This window comes from Streptomyces sp. NPDC041135, from assembly GCF_055592085.1.
On sequence record NZ_JBVIYZ010000047.1, the window covers coordinates 1 to 17,121 of the forward strand.

At 72.0% G+C, this 17,121-nt stretch carries 13 protein-coding genes and 4 pseudogenes; 13 read left to right on the forward strand and 4 right to left on the reverse strand.

The window, feature by feature from the left end; all coding sequences use genetic code 11:
- Together ACZ6CZ_RS36245 and ACZ6CZ_RS36250 are read right to left on the reverse strand one after the other, a co-directional pair.
- Positions 1–167: pseudogene (locus ACZ6CZ_RS36245) on the reverse strand (transposase family protein); the annotation flags it as partial.
- Positions 168–236: 69 nt separating this feature from the next.
- Positions 237–377: pseudogene (locus ACZ6CZ_RS36250) on the reverse strand (IS110 family transposase); the annotation flags it as partial.
- 238 nt (positions 378–615) lie between these two features.
- Here ACZ6CZ_RS36250 and ACZ6CZ_RS36255 point away from each other — a divergent pair.
- The 12 genes from ACZ6CZ_RS36255 to ACZ6CZ_RS36310 all read left to right on the forward strand — a co-directional run bounded on the left by ACZ6CZ_RS36255 (position 616) and on the right by ACZ6CZ_RS36310 (position 14,188).
- Positions 616–1,344 carry a TauD/TfdA family dioxygenase gene (locus tag ACZ6CZ_RS36255; RefSeq protein ID WP_469030050.1) on the forward strand — a complete coding sequence of 243 codons (729 nt, stop codon included), beginning with the start codon at positions 616–618 and terminating at the stop codon, positions 1,342–1,344.
- Positions 1,345–1,406: 62 nt separating this feature from the next.
- Positions 1,407–2,432, forward strand: coding sequence for an AurF N-oxygenase family protein (locus ACZ6CZ_RS36260; protein WP_469030053.1), 1,026 nt, complete (start codon positions 1,407–1,409; stop codon positions 2,430–2,432).
- 110 nt (positions 2,433–2,542) lie between these two features.
- The gene (locus ACZ6CZ_RS36265) at positions 2,543–3,802 is read left to right on the forward strand and encodes a KamA family radical SAM protein (RefSeq protein WP_469030055.1); all 1,260 of its coding nucleotides are present in this window, start codon (positions 2,543–2,545) and stop codon (positions 3,800–3,802) included.
- Between the two features lie 17 nt (positions 3,803–3,819).
- Positions 3,820–5,289: a GNAT family N-acetyltransferase gene (locus tag ACZ6CZ_RS36270; RefSeq protein WP_469030058.1), complete on the forward strand. Its 1,470-nt coding sequence runs from the start codon at positions 3,820–3,822 to the stop codon at positions 5,287–5,289.
- Positions 5,286–6,365 (forward strand): Ldh family oxidoreductase, encoded by a 1,080-nt coding sequence (locus ACZ6CZ_RS36275; protein ID WP_469030060.1) that lies wholly within the window; start codon positions 5,286–5,288, stop codon positions 6,363–6,365. Before ACZ6CZ_RS36270 ends, ACZ6CZ_RS36275 begins: the two co-directional genes overlap by 4 nt.
- Positions 6,362–7,606: an ATP-grasp domain-containing protein gene (locus tag ACZ6CZ_RS36280; RefSeq protein WP_469030063.1), complete on the forward strand. Its 1,245-nt coding sequence runs from the start codon at positions 6,362–6,364 to the stop codon at positions 7,604–7,606. The genes ACZ6CZ_RS36275 and ACZ6CZ_RS36280 overlap by 4 nt, the downstream gene beginning before the upstream one ends.
- A gap of 218 nt (positions 7,607–7,824) precedes the next feature.
- Positions 7,825–8,844, forward strand: coding sequence for a GNAT family N-acetyltransferase (locus tag ACZ6CZ_RS36285; protein ID WP_469030066.1), 1,020 nt, complete (start codon positions 7,825–7,827; stop codon positions 8,842–8,844).
- A complete protein-coding gene (locus ACZ6CZ_RS36290) occupies positions 8,841–9,761 on the forward strand; it encodes a branched-chain amino acid transaminase (RefSeq protein WP_469030068.1) in 921 nt (306 codons plus the stop codon). Before ACZ6CZ_RS36285 ends, ACZ6CZ_RS36290 begins: the two co-directional genes overlap by 4 nt.
- On the forward strand, positions 9,758–10,534 hold the full coding sequence (locus ACZ6CZ_RS36295; protein ID WP_469030071.1) for a hypothetical protein: 777 nt from the start codon (positions 9,758–9,760) through the stop codon (positions 10,532–10,534). The genes ACZ6CZ_RS36290 and ACZ6CZ_RS36295 overlap by 4 nt, the downstream gene beginning before the upstream one ends.
- A complete protein-coding gene (locus ACZ6CZ_RS36300) occupies positions 10,531–11,838 on the forward strand; it encodes an MFS transporter (protein ID WP_469030073.1) in 1,308 nt (435 codons plus the stop codon). Before ACZ6CZ_RS36295 ends, ACZ6CZ_RS36300 begins: the two co-directional genes overlap by 4 nt.
- Entirely contained in the window at positions 11,835–13,091 is a 1,257-nt protein-coding gene (locus tag ACZ6CZ_RS36305; protein WP_469030076.1) for an ATP-grasp domain-containing protein, read from the forward strand. Before ACZ6CZ_RS36300 ends, ACZ6CZ_RS36305 begins: the two co-directional genes overlap by 4 nt.
- Positions 13,088–14,188 carry an alpha-hydroxy acid oxidase gene (locus tag ACZ6CZ_RS36310; protein ID WP_469030078.1) on the forward strand — a complete coding sequence of 367 codons (1,101 nt, stop codon included), beginning with the start codon at positions 13,088–13,090 and terminating at the stop codon, positions 14,186–14,188. Before ACZ6CZ_RS36305 ends, ACZ6CZ_RS36310 begins: the two co-directional genes overlap by 4 nt.
- 31 nt (positions 14,189–14,219) lie before the next feature.
- Here ACZ6CZ_RS36310 and ACZ6CZ_RS36315 read toward each other — a convergent pair whose 3' ends face one another.
- A complete protein-coding gene (locus ACZ6CZ_RS36315; RefSeq protein WP_469030081.1) occupies positions 14,220–14,939 on the reverse strand; it encodes a PhzF family phenazine biosynthesis protein in 720 nt (239 codons plus the stop codon).
- Between the two features lie 282 nt (positions 14,940–15,221).
- Positions 15,222–15,521, reverse strand: a pseudogene (locus ACZ6CZ_RS36320) (helix-turn-helix domain-containing protein); the annotation flags it as partial.
- Between the two features lie 21 nt (positions 15,522–15,542).
- Between ACZ6CZ_RS36320 and ACZ6CZ_RS36325 the strand changes: the two are divergent.
- Positions 15,543–16,622, forward strand: a pseudogene (locus ACZ6CZ_RS36325) (IS256 family transposase); the annotation flags it as partial.
- Between the last annotated feature and the right edge of the window lie 499 nt (positions 16,623–17,121).

Below are 17,121 nucleotides of genomic sequence, written 5' to 3' on the forward strand. Positions count from 1 at the left end.
CGGGCGCCGGCTCCCGCGGCCCGCTTCCTGGCTCCACCTCGTGCAGCATGGCGACGACCCTCGACCCCGGCCTGCCACGACACGGCCAACTCCTCAACCAGGAAGGCGAGATGACGCCGAGAGACCCCCGTGAACAGCCGATGCACCAGCACCGTCCGATTGACCATGATCGCCATAGACGGATCATGCCACCAGCCAGGCACGACGTCTCACCCGCTATCACGCACCAACTCGTTATAGGGGGCCGAGGCACGGTGGACTGCCAGGCCGGTGAGGTAGGTCATGGGCTGGTCGTGACTGAGTAGCAGGCCGATGAGCAGGGCGGCGCTGCCCTGGTTGAGGGCGATGGCCCACAGCACGTCGGTGGATACCGAGAGATCGCAGTGGCGTCGAAACTCCTTCAGATTGAGGATTAATTACTCTATTGACATCAGATTATATATGTTTTGTTGATGGTAGGCATTGAGTCCATGGCTAGACAGTGATCTAGCCATGGAACAGTCGGCCGTACCGGCTTCCATGGCATTGAATAATTGCAATGTCTATCGCTTTGATCTTTCAGCGCACCGCTACCTAAGCGGTGCGCTGAAGTCTGTAAGGGGATCAACCACCGCCATGACCACCACTGTGGACGTGAACGCCCGCGAGCTCGTCGAGCAGGGCTGGACGCTGATCGACGGCATCACCTCCGACGAGCAGGCTGCCGAGGCTCTGCAGTGCTTCGGCAGCCTGATGCCGCAGTACGACGGGGAGCTGCGCTACCAGGTAAAGGCCGCGCCCGGCTTCGAGAACCGCCGCTACTCTAAGAGCACCAACACCATCCTGGTGCACACCGAGGCCCCCGGGTGGAGCCCGCCGCCTCGGTATCTGGCCTTGCACTGCCGCGTTCAGGCAGCCTGCGGTAGCGGCCACACCGAACTCGCCGACGCCCGTGCTTTCATGGCCCGACTGGGGGAGGACGAGCGCCGCGCCCTGTACGAGGCCCCGGTCGACTGGGTCGGCCACAACACTGGTGGCACCGGCAGCGCTGGCGTCCGTCGGCCCGCTGTGGAGTGCACGAGCGACGGCCGGGAGGTCGTCCGGTTCAGCTACAACCTGCTGACCGCCGGGCATTACGACCCGCCGGTGGACGCCGACGTCCACCCCGACGGACTGCCGCTGGGCCGGCTCGGCCTGGAACTGGCCGAGCGCGCCGTGGAGTTCTTCCGCGAGCAGAAGGTGTCCGTGCTGATCCCCGAGAACTCCGTCCTGGTGTGGGACAACCAGCGGATGCTGCACGCGCGTTCGGCGTACTCCGACACGCGCCGCCACCTCACCCGCTACTGGCTCGGCGGGCAGAGCTGACCGCGGCCGCGCCCCGCCGCCCCGGCGCACCCACCGACCACCCAGCTCCGCGAAGGAATGCCATGAACGGCGACACCCGGACCACCAATGGCCCCGACGAAGCGTCCTCGCCGGACTCCGCGCTGCCCGCCGGCGTACCGCGCCACGACCCTGAGGACCCGGTCGAGCACGCCGTGATCACCCGCCTGGTGGGCAACTGGCACCGCCGGGCCACCGTCAAGCGGGACGAACCCGACCTCGACGACCTGTTCGAGCCGGACCGTCTCGACTACCCCGAGGGCATCCTGCCCTTCCACGACCACCCGACCTACCTGGCGCTCGACCCCGGCAAGAGGTCGGAGCTGCTCAGCTGGGCCTGGATCGCCTACAACCGGCACACCGTGATGGCCGAGCAGAAGGTGGCCAACCCCGCCTTCGCCCTTGTGATGGAGGGGGAGTACCCGGCGCTGCAGGGCGAAGCGCTCAACCTCTCGCTCGCCCAGGCCATGGTCGATGAGCAGTACCACACCCTGATGCACCTCAACGCGAGCGCGGTCACCCGGCGCCGACGCGGCCGCGCCATGCCCGACCATGACCTGCCGCTGTCCCACACGGCGCTGGCGCATCAGCGGTTGCGGGACACCGCCGCGGAGCGCTGGCAGCGCTCGCTGACGACGCTGGCCTTCGCCACCGTCTCCGAGATCTCCATCAACGCCTACCTGGACCTGCTCGCCGACGACACCGGGATCCAGCCGATCAACAGCACCACGGCGAAGCTCCACAACCGCGACGAGTACTGCCACGCCTCGATCTCCGCCGTGCTCGCCGAGACGGTCTACGACAAGCTCAACGCGGGCAAGCGGCGGTACTTCTTGGACATGCTGATGGAGGGCCTGGACGCCTTCGTCACCAACGACTACTCCACCTGGCACCGGATCGTCGACCTCACCGGCATCGCTGGCGGGCACGAGATGCTGGCCGACTGCCAGGCCGACACCGGCCGCAAGCGGCTGGTCCGCGACTACACCGGGCTGCACGGCCTGGTCGAGCAGATCGGCGCCACCGAGCAGGTGGACTTCGACTGGTCCCGCTCGCACATCGCCACCTGATCGGCACCTTGCACGCACGCGGCGCCGCCCGCGCCACCGACGATCTGAGACGACTTCCGATGAAAACGTACTCCCACGAGCGCCTGGCAGCCTTGGCCCGTGACCGCGGTATGCCCGACGAGTACCTGCGCGACCTGCGCATCGTCTCGTCCATCCTGCCCTTCAAGGTCAACGACTACGTTGCCGACGAGCTGATCGACTGGTCGAAGGTCCCGGACGACCCGATCTTCCGGCTCACCTTCCCGCACCGCGACATGCTGCCGCCGGACGTCTTCGAGGGCATCGCCGCCCTGCACGACGCCGACGCCGCGCGCGAGGTCCTGCGCAAGGCGGCGGCTGACGCCCAGCGACGGCTCAACCCGCACCCGGGCGACCAGCTCGAGGCCAACGTGCCGGTGCTGGACGGCCGCCGCCTGGACGGCCTGCAGCATAAGTACGCCGAAACAGTGCTGGTCTTCCCCTCGCAGGGGCAGACCTGCCACTCGTACTGCGGCTACTGCTTCCGCTGGGCCCAGTTCGTCGGCGACACGGAACTGCGGCAGGCCCTGCGCGACCCTGCCGACCTCACCGGCTACCTCTCCGCCCACCCGGAAGCCACCGACGTCCTGTTCACCGGCGGCGATCCGATGATCATGAAGGCGCCGGTGCTCCGCCGCTGGGTCGAACCGTTACTCGCCCCCGGGCTGGAGCGGGTGCGCACCCTGCGCTTCGGGACCAAGGTGCTCTCCTACTGGCCCGCCCGCTTCACCACCGACGACGACGCTGACGACGTGCTGCGCCTGTTCGAGCAGTGCACCGCCGCCGGCCGGCACGTCGCGGTGATGGCGCACTTCTCGCACCCCCGGGAGCTTGAGACGCCTGCCGTGCGCGAGGCGATCACCCGCATCCGCGCCACCGGCGCGGTGATCCGCGCCCAGGCCCCGCTGGTCGCCCACGTCAACGACGACGCCTGCGCCTGGGCACGGATGTGGCAGCAGCTTGTGGAACTCGGCGTGGTGCCCTACTACATGTTCGTCGAACGCGACACCGGCGCCCGCAGCTACTTCGGCGTCCCGCTCGCCAGGGCGCTCGACATCTACACCGACGCGATCCGCGGTGTCTCCGGGCTCGCCCGTACCGCCCGCGGCCCGGTGATGTCAGCCGCCCCCGGCAAGGTACTCCTCGACGGCGTCAGCACGATCCTGGGGCAGAAGGTCTTCTCGCTGCGCCTGCTGCAGGCCCGCGACCCCCGCCTGGTGGGACGCCAGTTCTTCGCCGTCTACGACCCGGCGGCCGAGTGGTTCGACGAACTGCGCCCCGCCCTCGGCTCCTGGTTCCCCGGGCACGCGGACGCGCCGGCCGCCGAGCAGCCCCTGGCGGGTGCGCTGTGAGGGCCACCGTCCACGAGGTGAGCCTCACCCAGCGACACCTGTGGCGCTCCGCCCGGGAGGCCATCCCGATGCAGCACGCCCTCGTCGTCGAGGTTGGGCACGGCAGTGCCTCCGGCTACGGCGAGGCCTCCGCCTTCATGACCGACCACTACAACTCCGGCCTGGACCGCATGCACGCGGACCTCCGCAGGATCGCACCGCTGCTCGCCGAACTCGGCCCGGACGACCCGCCGGCGGTGTGGCAGGCCCTCGCCGCCGAACTCCCCGACTCGCCGTTCGTCCTCGCCGCCCTCGACAGCGCGGTGCACGACCTGCGGGCCCGGCTGCTCGGCGTCCCGCTCTGGCAGGCCCTAGGCCTGGAACGCCCGCAGCACCTGCGTTCCAGCTTCAGTATCGGCCTCGACGACACCGACGTGATGGTCCGCAAACTGCTCGAGCGCCCCGGCTGGCCCGCCTACAAGGTCAAGCTCGCCGACCCCGGCGACCTGACGGTCCTGCAGGAACTGCGCCGGCACACCACCGCCCCGTTCTACGTCGACGGCAACTGCGGCTGGACCACGGACCGTACCCTGCCCGCACTGGATGCGATGAGGGACCTCGGCGTCCGACTCGTTGAACAGCCCTTCCCGCGAGCCGCCTGGGCCGACGCCCGCACCCTTAAGGAGCACAGCCCCATCCCCGTGCTCGCCGACGAGAGCATCACCTCCGCCGCCGACCTCGACGCCTGCGCCGAGGCCTTCCACGGCATCAACGTCAAGCCCATGAAGGCCGGCGGCATCACCCCCGCCCTCGCACTGCTGCGCAGCGCCCGCGAACGCGGCCTGATCACCATGCTCGGCTGCATGCCCGAGTCCGCCGCAGGCGTCTCGGGCACCACCCACCTCGGCGGCCTCGCCGACCACCTCGACATCGACGCGGTCGACCTGCTCGCCGTCGACACCGGCGACGGGCCCGCCCTAGACACCGAAGGCCGAGTCACCCTGCCCGATCGGCCCGGCACCGGCTACCGGCCGGACCCAGCCGCCCACGGCTGGCGGGTGCGGGCCGTGCCCGCCAAGGACGTCCGGCCGGTCCGCCACCGGGTGCTGCGCCCGGGTCAACCCCCCGACACCTGCGTGTACCCCGAGGACACCGACCCCGCCGCCCGGCACTTCGCCGCCCTCGCCGCAGGACGGCCGGTTGGTGCCGTCACGATCCGCCCCGAGGACCCGCCCGCCCGACAGGCCCTCCCCGGCGTCGCCCCCGGCCGCAGCTGGCGGCTGCGCGGTATGGCCACCCTCGACGAGGTACGCGGCACCGGCGTCGGCACCGCCCTGCTGCGGACCGTCCTCACCCACGCCGCGCTGGCCGGAGCGAGCGCGGTCTGGTGCAACGCCCGCAGCTCCGCGGCGGGCTTCTACCGGCGGCACGGATTCACCGTCCTCGGCGAGGAGTACGACATGCCCGGGATCGGACCACACCTCTTCATGCACTGGAGCCCACGATGAGCCTTCCCACCCAGCACACGCCGCGGATCTGGGAGCGGCAGGCCCGTGCCCTCACCCGCATCGCCCTCACCATCGCAGGAGTCGCCGAGGCCGACGCCGCCCTGGTCGCGGACGCCCTGGTGGACACCTCGCTGCGCGGCATCGACACCCACGGCCTGCGGCTGCTGCCCCAGTACCTGGACGAACTCGCCACCGGCGTCGCCAACGCGAGCGCCCGCACCGGCACCGTCCGCGACCGCGGCGCCGGCCTGCTGCTCGACGCCGACGGCTCGCTCGGCGTACTCGCCGGCCTCGCCGCCGCCGAACTCGCCGCCGAGCGCGCCGCCCGGTACGGCGTCGCCGCGGTCGCCGTCTGCAACTCCAACCACTTCGGCGCCGCCTCCGTCTACACCCGTCAGCTCGCCCGGCAGGGCCTGGTCGGCATCGCCGTCACCTCGGCCGCCTCCCGGGTCGCGCCGTACCACGGCATCGAGGCACTGTTCGGCACCAACCCGATCAGCATCGCCGCAGGCAGCGGCGACCGGGAGTTCGCCCTCGACATGGCCACCAGCCAGGTCTGCTTCGGCGAGATAAAGCAGCGCCGCGCCGAGGGCCGCGCCCTCGGCCACGGCTGGGCCACCGACACCGCGGGCCGGCCCACCGAGGAGCCCGACGAGGCCCACGCGCTCTCCCCGCTCGGCGGGTACAAGGGCCAGGGCCTCGGCATGGCCGTCAGCCTGCTCGGCGCCCTCCTGGCCGGGACCCCGCTCGACTGGCACCTCTCCCAGGTCGGCGAGGGAACCCCCGGCGAGGGCCGCCGCATCGGCCACCTCGTGCTGGCCCTGGACCCGGACTGCTACGCCGGACAGGAGCAGTTCACCGTCGGCCTCGGCGACCTGCTGGACACCGTCCGCTCGGCCGCACCCGCCGCCGACAGCCCCATCCTCGCCCCCGGCGACCCCCAGCTCGCCCATGAACGCGAGCGCCGCGCGGGCGGCATCCCGCTCGACGCGCGCACCGCCGACCTGCTGGCCGGCCTCGCCGCCCGCCACGGAATCGCCGGACCCTTCGACCACCGCCGGAAGGAAGCCGTATGATCCTCGCCCTGATCAGCCCGCGCCATGCGGCGCTGCCCTTCGGCCGGTGGCTGCCCGAGGAGGCCGGCCGCCTGGTCGCCGTCACCGCCGCCGGCACCATCCTCGGCGCGGAGTTCGCCGAGACCGCCACCGTCGCCGACTACAGCGACGGGGACGCCGTCCTCGCCGCCGCCCGTGACCTCGCCCGCCGCCACCCGCCCCGAGCCGTGCTCGCCCTGGCCGAGGTCGACGTCGAACGGGCCGCGGAGCTCCGTGCCGAACTCGGTCTGCCAGGCCTGGACCCAGCCACCGCCACCGCCTACCGCGACAAGGTCGCGATGAAGAAGTACGCGCGGGCCGGCGGCATCCGCGTCCCCGATTTCGCCCCCGTGCACGGCCCCGAGGACATTACCGCCTTCATGGCCGCCCACCCCGGCCGAGTCGTGGTCAAGCCCCGCAGCGGCTCCGGCTCCTCCGGCGTCCACCTGCTCGACAGCCCCGACGAGGCCGCCGCCCTGGCCGACACAGTCCGCTTCGAACCGTACGAAGTCGAGGAGTTCATCGAGGGCGCGCTCCACCACGTGGACGCCTTCCGGATCGACGGCGTCCGCGTCGCCGCCGTCGCCTCCCGCTACACCGGCGACGGCTGCCTCGCTCACTGGGCCGACGCCCCGTACGGCTCCCGCACCGTCCACCCGGCCGACCCCGTCAAGGACCGCCTGGTGCAGGAGGTCTGGCGCCTCGTCGAGGCGCTGCCCTCGCCGCCCACCATCTGCGCCCACGCCGAATTCTTCGTCACCCCCGACGGCGGCATCGTGCTCTGCGAGGTCGCCGCCAGGATCGCTGGCGGGCCGATCCCCAAGCTGCTGCACACCGTCCTCGGCATCGAACCGCGGGAGCTCTGGGCCCGCGTCGAGTGCGGCCTGCCCGTCGACCTCGATGCGGTACGGGACACGGCCGCCGCCGCGCCCCTCGCTGCCTTCTACGGTCTCCCGCCGCAGAACGCCCGCATCCTCCGGCTGCCCGAAGCCCCGCCCGGAGCCCGCGACTTCACGGTGCACACGCACATCGGCGACGACTGGCGCGGCCGGCGCTACGAGCAGCGCAAGTCTGGCGACTTCCTCGCCAGCTGGGTGGTCACCGCCCCGGACGGGCCGGCCCTGGAGACCCGGATGCGCGACACCGCCGACCTGGTCACCGCTGGCTTCGACTGGACGTCCGCCCCCCGGACGACGGCCCCCGAACCCGGGAGCCCCCGCTGACCGCGTCCCCGCTCACCGCCCGCCTGCTGCCTGAGGGCAGCCGCCCCACCGCCCAAGACTTCCCCGGCCTCGCCGCCCGGGGCACGGTCTGGGAGGACGCCCGCTGGTGGCGCTTCACCGAACGCACCGATCTCCACGAGACCCGCCACCTGCAGATCGAGGAGGAGGGCCGGGCCGTCGCCCTGGCACCGCTGCTGCTCACCCGCAAGGCCGGCGGGTTGCTCTTCTACGACGCGCCGCGGCTCACCGGCACCGCTGGAGCCCTCGCCGAGCCCGAACTCCTCGAGGAGGCGGACCGGCAGCGCTGGGACGAACTCACCGCGGCCCTGCCCGCCGAACGCACCAACCAGTACCCGTCGCTCGCCCTCGCCACCTTCGGCAACCACCACGGCGTCACCCACGCACCCGGCCGCAGCCCCGCCGAACGCACCGCCGTGATGGCCGCACTGCCCGGCGTTCTGCGCGCCGCCGCCGCCGAACTCGGCTGCCGCAGCAGCGCCCTGCTCTACGTCGGTCCGCCCGACGCCGAGCACGTCGACCGTGCCGCCGCCAGAGCCGGGTACACCGCCGCCCTGCTCGGCGCGGAAGGCGTCCACAACCTTCCCGGCGCCGGCTGGGAGGAGTACCTCGCCGAGATCGGCAGCCGCCGCCGCACCCGGCTCCGCAAGGAACTCCGCGACTACGAGCGGGCCGGCTTCCGCACCGTCGTCCGCAGCGGCCCCGCCGCCCTCGACGACGACGTGGTCGCCCTGCAGGTCGCCCACCGGGCGAAGTACGGCCTGCCCGGCGGCGACGACCGCGTCCGCCGGGACTTCGACGGCATCCGCGAAGAACTTGGCGACAGCTGCCTCGTCCTCGGCACCGAACTCGACGGCCGGCTCGTCGGATTCGTGCTCTACCTGCGGTCCGGCCGGGCCCTTTACGCCCGCACCGCAGGCTTCGCCTCCGAGGCCCACGGCTGCTACCTGGCCCTCACCTACCACGAGACCGCTCGCTGGGCCGTCGAGAACGGCATCGACCGCATCCACTACGGCATGGCCGCCTACCAGGCCAAGTACGCCCGCGGCTGCGAACTCCAGCCCCGGTGGGGATGGTTCGCCTTCCACGGCCCGGACGAGGAGGTCTACCGCGAGGTGCTCGACCTCCAGTCGCAGACCGTCGAACGCCGCCTCGCCCTCACCGGCGACCCCGCCACTCCGATACCGTCCCGCACCGTCCTTGAAGGAGCCCACCGATGAAGATCACGCCCACCGGCACCATCTGGATGGACGGCGAGTTCGTCCCCTGGGACGAGGCCCGAATCCACGTCCTCACCCCCAGCCTCCACTACGGCTGGGGCGTCTACGAGGGCATCCGCGCCTATTCCACCGCTGACGGCCCCGCCGTCTTCCGGCTGCGCGAACACCTCCGGCGGCTCCACGACTCCGCCCGCGTCTACCTGATGGACCCAGGCCGGTCGGTCGACGAGCTCACCGAGGCCTGCCTCGAACTGCTGCGCCGCACCGGCCTGCAGTTCGGTTACCTCCGCCCGATCGTCTACCTCGGCTACGGCGCCATGGGCGTGACCCCGCAGCTCGACAGCGCCCGCACCGCGATCGCCGCCTGGCCCTGGGACTCCTACCTCGGCGAACAGGCCGACCAAGAGGGCTGCCGACTGGCCGTCAGCAGCTGGCAGCGCAACGGCGTCCACTCGGTCCCGCCGCTCGCCAAGGCCACCGGCGCCTACGTCAACTCCGCGCTCGCCAAGGTCGCCGCCGTCCGCGCCGGTTACGACGACGCCCTGATGCTCACCCCGACCGGGCACATCGCCGAGGCCTCCGCAGCCAACGTCTTCGCCGTCCGCGGCGACGTCCTCACCACCCCGCCCGTCAGCGACAACATCCTGCCCGGCATCACCCGCGACACCGTCATCACCCTGGCCCGCGACCAGGGCCTCACCGTCGAGGAACGCAGCCTCACCCGCAGTGAGCTTTACATCGCCGACGAGGCCTTCCTCACCGGCACCGCTGCCGAGATCGTCCCCGTCGCCTCCGTCGACGACCGCCCGCTCGCCGCCGGCGGCTGCGGCCCGATCACCAAGCAACTGCGCGAAACCTTCCAAACCGTCGTCCACGGCCGGGACGCCCGCTACACCCACTGGTTGGAGTACGCATGAGCACGGCCACCCGCACGGATTCCGTCCCCGCCCTCGCGGCTCTGGAGAGCGCCGTCGCCCGGCTCGCAGCGGCCGCCGCCCCGTTGGCCGCCGAGACCGCCCCCTGGGCTGTCTCCCGGCGCGAGGACGCCGCCGACCGCGTTGTCGACCTGCTCGCCGCCCGCGCCTGGCACGCCCTCCCCGCCACCTCCCACGGCGACGCCGGCCAGGCCGCCCGCCGTTGCACCGCCTGGACCACCGCCGCCGACACCGACCTCGCTGCCGGACCGGACGGCGCCGACCCCGACCGCTCCGCCGCACACCGCCGGGTCGGCCACGCCCTGATGCTGCTCACCCTCCCCGAGCACTTCGACGCGGCCACCGCCCGGGTCCGAGCCCTCCTCGGCTCCGCCCCGCAGGGCCGACTCTCCGCCGCCTGGCAGATGACCAACGACGCCCTGACCGTCCTCGCCACTACCCGGCACGAATGGGTCGGCGCCGACCCCGGCACCGTCGCCGCCGCTGGCTGGGTCCTGGTCGACCGGATCGGCCGCCTGCTCACCGCCGCCGCCCTGGTCGCGCAGGCTGCCGAACAGCAGCATGCCGCCCCCGCCGACAGCCCGGCCGCGACCCCCGAACTCCTCATCAACGCCGCACGCCGCTACGCCTGGAACCACCTGCGCCGACCCGCCCCGGAGGCCGCCACACCCACCCACCTGCGGCGCTCGATCGAACTGGTCCGCGCCGTCGGCGCCCCCGCCCCCGCCCCCGCCCCCGGCAGCGGAGCACCGTGAACGGCCCGCTTCGGCGCCTTGGCCGGACGCTGCTGCCCGACAGCCCGGCCGGCCGGACCCTCGCCCTCGGCGCCTGCATCGACTCCCTGGGCACCGGCATGTTCTTCGCCTCCTCCGCCCTGTACTTCATCGGCGTGGTCGGCATCCCGGCCACGAAGGTCGCCTACGCAGTCACCCTCGCCGGCGTCCTCGCCCTGCTCGCACCCGTACCGCTCGGCCGGCTCGCCGACCGCTGGGGCGTCGGCGGCTTCTACACCGCACTGCTGTTGCTCCGCGGCCTCGGTTACAGCTGCTATGCCTTCGTCTCCGGATACCCCGGCTACCTGGTATTGACCGTGCTGCTCACCGCGCTCGATCGCGCCTGTACACCGATCCAGCAGGCCGTGGTGTCGGCGGTGATCGGTGGCCGCGACCGGACCAGGACGATGGCCTCCATCCGGGCCGTCCGCAACATCGGCCTCACCGCGGGCTTCCTGCTCGCCGGCGCGGTCTTCGCCGCGAACCGCCCGACCGCCTTCACCGCGCTCTTCCTCGGTAACGGCCTCTCCTTCCTGGCCGTTGCCTGGAGCGTGCGCCGCGCCACGGCCGCCACCGGCGCGGTGGTGGCACGGCCCGCCTCCGCCGACCACGCCACCCGCCCGGCCGACGGGGTGCGGTCGCCCTTCCGCGACCGCTGGTTCATGGTCTTCACGGTCGGCAACGGCGTGCTGTCGCTGTACGACACCGTGCTGATCGTGCTGCTGCCCGTCTGGGTGATCGGGCACACCGCGGTGCCGTCCGCCTGCGTCCCCGTCCTGATGGCCGTTAACACCGTGCTGACGGTGTGTCTGCAGGTGTACGTTGCACGGTTCACCGAGGGCACCGCCGCCGCCGTCCGGCTGCTGGTGCTCTGCGGGGCACTGATGGCCGCCTGCTGCGGCTTCTTCGCCCTGGCCCAGATGTCCGCCACCGCACCCGCGGTGCTGTGCGTCCTGGCCGCCGTCGTACTACTCTCGATCGCCGAGAACCTGCACTCCGTGGCCGCCTGGGAACTCTCCTCCGAGCTCGCCCCGGAAGCCGCCCGCGCGCGCTACCTCGGCGCCTTCAGCCTTTCCCTGACCGGCCAGAAGGTGGTCGGCCCCACCCTTCTCGTCGCGGTACTGCTGCCGGCCGGCCCGGCTGCCTGGCCCGTGCTCGCCGGGGCCTTCGGCGCCGCCGCCGCCGTCACCCGCACTGCCGCCCGGCGGGCCCTGGCCGAGCGGGACCGCAACGACAGCCCGTCCACCGACCTTCCACACTCCCGAACCACTGAGGTGACCTCATGACCGAACACGTCCTCGTCGTCGGCAGCGGCCGCGACCTCCCCACCCGGGTCCGCCGGGCCCTCCCCGGCACCCGGACCTCGGTCGTCTGCCGGCTGGAGTTCGTCGCCAAGCTCCGACAGCTGACCGAGCACAGCAGGGTGATCGCGGTGCGGCACGACGCACCCGACGAGGAGTGGACCGCCCTCGCCGCCGCTGCCCACGCCCTCGACCCCTTCACCCGGATCGCCACCTTCGGTGAACGCGACCAGGACCGCTGCGCCGCCATCGGAGCCGCACTCGGCATCCCCACCCACTCGCCCCGTACGGTCGCCCTGGTCCACGACAAGCAAGCCATGCGGGCCCGGCTCCGCGAGACAGGCGTGGACACCACCGCCTCCGCCCGCGTCGCCGACCTCGGTGAACTGCGCGCCTTCACCCGGGCCCATGGACTGCCCTGCGTGGTCAAGCCGGTCCGCGGGGCCGGCAGCGCAGGCGTCGCCGTCGTCCGCACCGAGTCCGGCCTCGCCGCCGCCTTCGAGCGGGCCGGCGGCAGCTTCGAAGGACTGCCGGACGCCGGCGTCCTGGTCGAGGAGTTCCACGAGGGCCCGCAGTTCAGCGTCGAAGCCTTCTCCGAGCACGGCGAGCACCGGATCATCGCGATCACCCGCAAGTACTCCGACCCGGTCAGCTTCGTCGAACTCGGCCACGTCTGCCCGGCCGACCTCCCCGGGGCCCGCGAGCGGGAAGTCCACGCCCACGTGCGGCGCATGCTTGACGCACTCGGCGTGGAGTCCGGCGCGACCCACACCGAGATCGTCCTCGGCGAGCACGGTCCCCGGGTGATCGAGACCCACGTCCGGATGGGCGGCGACGAGATCCCCGCCCTCGCCCTCGACGCCACCGGCATCGACCTCGCCGACTGCGTCGTCCGGCAGACCGTCGGCGAAACCGTCCTCCCCGGCATCGAGGCCGCGCTCGCCGAGAAGCGGCCCGCGCGCGCCTCCGCGATCTGGTTCGCAGCGGCACCCACCGCAGGCGTCCTCACCGAGGTCGGCGGCCTCGACGAGGCCCGCCGGGTGGACGGCGTCACCCAGGCCGACCTGCTGGTCCGCCCGGGCACCGCCTGCGGCACCCTGGAGTCCTCCGACTCCCGCCTCGCCTTCGCCCGAGCCACGGCCCCCACCGCGGACGGGGCCGCGGCGGCCGCCAGGCAGGCCGTGGGCCGCCTCGAGTTCCACCTCCGTGTCGGCGCCCCGCAGCAGGAGACGGTGTGACCGCGGCCTCCGCCGGCCTCGAAGGTACGCACGCCATCCGCCCGGGCGCACCGGTCAGCCTGGCCGACCACCGCGAGGACGCCCGGGCGGCCCTGCCGGGCCCGGCCTTCGACTACCTCGAGGGCGGCGCGGCGGACGAACTCACCGTCCGCTGGAACACCGAGGCCTGGCAGCAGACGGCTCTGCTGCCACGCGTCCTGACGGGCCGTCCGGGCGTCGACACCCGCTGCTCCCTGTATGGGACGGCCCTGGAGTCCCCGATCCTGCTGGCGCCGACGGCCTCGCACCGGCTGTTCCACCCCGACGGGGAGACCGCCACCGCACGCGGCGCCGCACAGGCCGGCGCCCTGATGACCGCGAGTACCTTCTCCTCGCAGACCGTCGAGGAGATCGGCGTCGCCGCGACCGGCCCCTGGTGGTTTCAGCTGTACGTCCAGCGCGACCGCGGCCTCACCGCCGATCTCGTCCGGCGGGCCGCCGCGGCGGGCGCCCTGGCCTGCGTCGTCACCGTCGACACACCCGTCACCGGACTGCGGGAACGCGACCTGCGCAACGGCTTCGCACTCCCGTCACACGGCACACCCGCCAATCTCGCCGGGACCTCGGCCGTGGCCACCGACGACGGCATCCACGACCCGCGGATCGACCCCGCCGTGGAGTGGGCCGACCTGCAGTGGCTGCACGAGGTCTCCAGCCTCCCGGTGTTGGCCAAGGGCATCCAGCGACCGGACGACGCCCGCCGCGCAGCCGAGGAGGGCATCGGCGTGTGGATCTCCAACCACGGCGGACGGAACCTGGACACGGCAGCCCCCACCGCCTCGGTCCTGCCCGCCGTCGCCGAGGCCGTCGCAGGAAGGGTCCCCGTCCTCGTCGACGGCGGCATCCGGCGGGGCACCGACGTCGTCAAGGCCCTCGCATTGGGCGCCGACGCCGTCGCCGTCGGCCGCCCCTACGTCTGGGGTCTCGCCACCGGCGGAGCCGACGGAGTCCGCACCGTGGTGCAACGTCTCCGCCATGAAACCGAACTGGCCATGGCCCTCCTGGGAGCCCCCACCCCGGCTGACCTCACCCCCGACCTGCTGGCCACCGCCCAGTGATGCGGGTAGGCCCTCAGCGGCTGCCTTGCGTTCAGTCCCGGGCGTACAGTTCGGCAACCCGGCTGCGGACCGTCTCGTCCACCGGGTCGACGGCGCACCGCCCACCGAGTTCGACAACGGCGCCGTCCACAGGACGGGTCAGGATGACCGCCCGGTGGCGCCCGTGCAGGACCTCCAGCGGGCGGCCGAGCCGCAGCGTCAGCAGCATCGAGGCACTGCCACAGGCCTCGTCCTCCCCCTTGCCGATCCGCGGCGCCCATAGCCGGGCCCGCACCCGGCCCGCCTCCTCGTCCAGCCACGACCACACCTGGGTGAAGTCCTCGCCGGCGGGCAGCCCGGTGAGCGCGTCGATCTCCTCCGCGGTGGCCACCTTGTAGTGCCGCCACGGCTTGGACCAGGCCGCCGGTGCGGTCAGCCACACTGTGCCGTCGTCCTCCCTGCGGCAGCCCACCGCCCCCGCCTCCGGCACTAGTTCGCGGGGCGCCAGACCCAACCGATGCAGCACCTCGACGGTGGCCAGCAGCGGATGCCCACCGAACCGAATCGCCTGCCCGTACGAGCCGTGGATGCTCACCGCACCCCGCCCGGCGTCCCGGACGAACACCGTCGCCGGAATCCCCAACTGATCCGCCAGTTCCTGCCGTTCCCCAGCTCCGACCACCGATCCGGCCGGTTCCAGCACGACCAGGGCCGGATTGCCGTGGTCCCCGTCCTCGTTCACGAACGCCCGCGCAAGCATGCAGAGAGTCACAGACCTCAGGCTATCCAGGTGACCGCCCGGGCAGGGCGGCGACCCTGCCAAAGTGGCATGCGGCGTCCTCGGCTGCGGCCTCGGGGATGCTCATGTTCACAAATTCCCTGATCTCCACCTCCTTCCATGACCCGGAGATACACCGAAGAGCATATTCACCGGCTCGGTGCCCGGGTGCCGGTAGCAGCCGCACGAGAGGTCCGGAGCCGCCCGTCTGAGGTCAGGTGAGGCGGCAAGCCGACAGGACGGCGGCAGAGCGACTGCATAGGCCACACTGAGCCTCTTTCCGGCCGGGGGCCGGCGGACCTGGATCTCGGTGGCGTCCAGCCGCAGCTCGATGCCCTCGGCCTGGGCATAGGCGAACACGTCCGCCAGCGTCCGCAACCGCAGGCCGGGGCGGTCGGGGACCGCGCACCCCTGCTCGGCCAGGAGCGGACTTATCTCTGTGATCGCACGCGTGATGGTGGAGCGGTCGACGCCGAACAGCAGCCCCAGCACGGAGTGTGGCAGGCCGTGCCGAAGGTGCATCAGTGTGGCCACCAGCCGGTCGACGAAGACCAGCTGGTGGCGGGCGCCGACACCGCCGCCCTCGTCGAGGTCCTGGAGCAGCACGACCCTGTGGGCAAGAACGGCGGCAACTCCCGCAACGGCACACGTTCCAAGACGGTGCTGACCGATGTCGGCCCGGTGGAGATAACCGTGCCCCGCGACCGCGACGGCTCCTTCGAGCCGAAGATCGTCAAGAGGCGGCAGAAGCGCCTGACTGGCGTCGACGAGACGGTGATCTCGCTGGCGGCGAAGGGCCTGACCACCGGCGAGGTGCAGGCCCACCTGGCCGAGGTCTATGGCGCCGAGGTCTCCCGCCAGACCATCTCCACGATTACCGACAAGGTGCTGGAGGGCATGGCCGAGTGGCAGAGCCGGCCGCTCGACACCGTCTATCCGGTCGTCTTCATCGACGCCATTCACGTGAAGATCCGCGATGGTGCAGTGGCCAACCGGCCGATCTATGTGGCTCTGGCCGTCACCACCGGGGGTCGGCGGGAGATCCTGGGACTGTGGGCCGGCGACGGCGGCGAGGGTGCCAAGCACTGGCTGCACATCCTCACCGAGGTCAAGGACCGCGGCGTCAGCGACGTGCTGATGCTCGTCTGCGACGGGCTCAAGGGCCTGCCCGACGCGGTGGAGACCGTCTGGCCCCAGACGATCGTGCAGACCTGCGTCGTCCACCTGCTGCGGAACTCCTTCCGCTATGCCGCCCGCCAGGACTGGGACAAGATCGCCCGTCTCCTCAAGCCCGTCTATACCGCCCCCACCGAAGAGGCCGCCCTGGACCGGTTCGCCGAGTTCGCCGACGCGTGGGGACGGAAGTATCCGGCGATCGTGAAGCTGTGGGAGAGCGCCTGGGAGGAGTTCACTCCGTTCCTGCGGTTCGCCACCGGGATCCGCCGCATCGTCTGCACCACCAACGCGATCGAATCGGTGAACGCGCGCATCCGCCGGGCGGTCAAGGCCCGCGGGCACTTCCCGAACGAGCAGGCCGCCCTGAAGTGCGTCTACATGGCAATCATGTCCTTCGATCCCACGGGCAAGGGCCAGGCCCGCTGGACCATGCGCTGGAAGACCGCCCTGAACGCCTTCGACATCACCTTCGACGGCCGCCTGTCGGCGGCCCATCAGTAACCCCAACTGCCCCAGTTACACCGCTCGTTTGACAGACCCCTTCTGAAGGTGAGTAACCCACTGCACGGGGCAGCGCGAGTGCGCCACTGCAGGGCGGCGGCACACTGGAGTACCGCGAACATGGAACCATGTGGCGCCGGTCCGTGGCAGGAAGCCGTCCGGGGGGAGGGGCAGACCGTGCAGGAGCCCAAACCACCATCCTGGTCGGCCCATGCTGTCCGGGTCAGGGCGAGATCGAACGCCGCCAGCCCCCCACAGGAGTGCCGTGATCCCGCGCCTGCCGAGGGTGCCCCTCCACTGCTCCTGATCCCTGTGCTAGGGCCACCGTATAAGGGCATACACGTGTGTTGCGTCCACGTCTCAGCACCAAGGACACAGCCGGTACGGGCAACGACCGGGACGGTTGTCGGTGAACTTCGAAAGCTGACCCGGTGCTCGACTCCGAAGATGGACCCCCGGTCGGTCAGTTGATGTTGTTCATTCCCCTGCGTTGGCGGGT

Bases quoted from the DNA above. Each gene is read 5' to 3' on its own strand.
- ACZ6CZ_RS36255 (WP_469030050.1), top strand. From the start codon at position 616: ATGACCACCACTGTGGACGTGAACGCCCGCGAGCTCGTCGAGCAGGGC.
- ACZ6CZ_RS36260 (WP_469030053.1), top strand. From the start codon at position 1,407: ATGAACGGCGACACCCGGACCACCAATGGCCCCGACGAAGCGTCCTCG.
- ACZ6CZ_RS36265 (WP_469030055.1), top strand. From the start codon at position 2,543: ATGCCCGACGAGTACCTGCGCGACCTGCGCATCGTCTCGTCCATCCTG.
- ACZ6CZ_RS36275 (WP_469030060.1), top strand. From the start codon at position 5,286: ATGAGCCTTCCCACCCAGCACACGCCGCGGATCTGGGAGCGGCAGGCC.
- ACZ6CZ_RS36280 (WP_469030063.1), top strand. From the start codon at position 6,362: ATGATCCTCGCCCTGATCAGCCCGCGCCATGCGGCGCTGCCCTTCGGC.
- ACZ6CZ_RS36290 (WP_469030068.1), top strand. From the start codon at position 8,841: ATGAAGATCACGCCCACCGGCACCATCTGGATGGACGGCGAGTTCGTC.
- ACZ6CZ_RS36295 (WP_469030071.1), top strand. From the start codon at position 9,758: ATGAGCACGGCCACCCGCACGGATTCCGTCCCCGCCCTCGCGGCTCTG.
- ACZ6CZ_RS36305 (WP_469030076.1), top strand. From the start codon at position 11,835: ATGACCGAACACGTCCTCGTCGTCGGCAGCGGCCGCGACCTCCCCACC.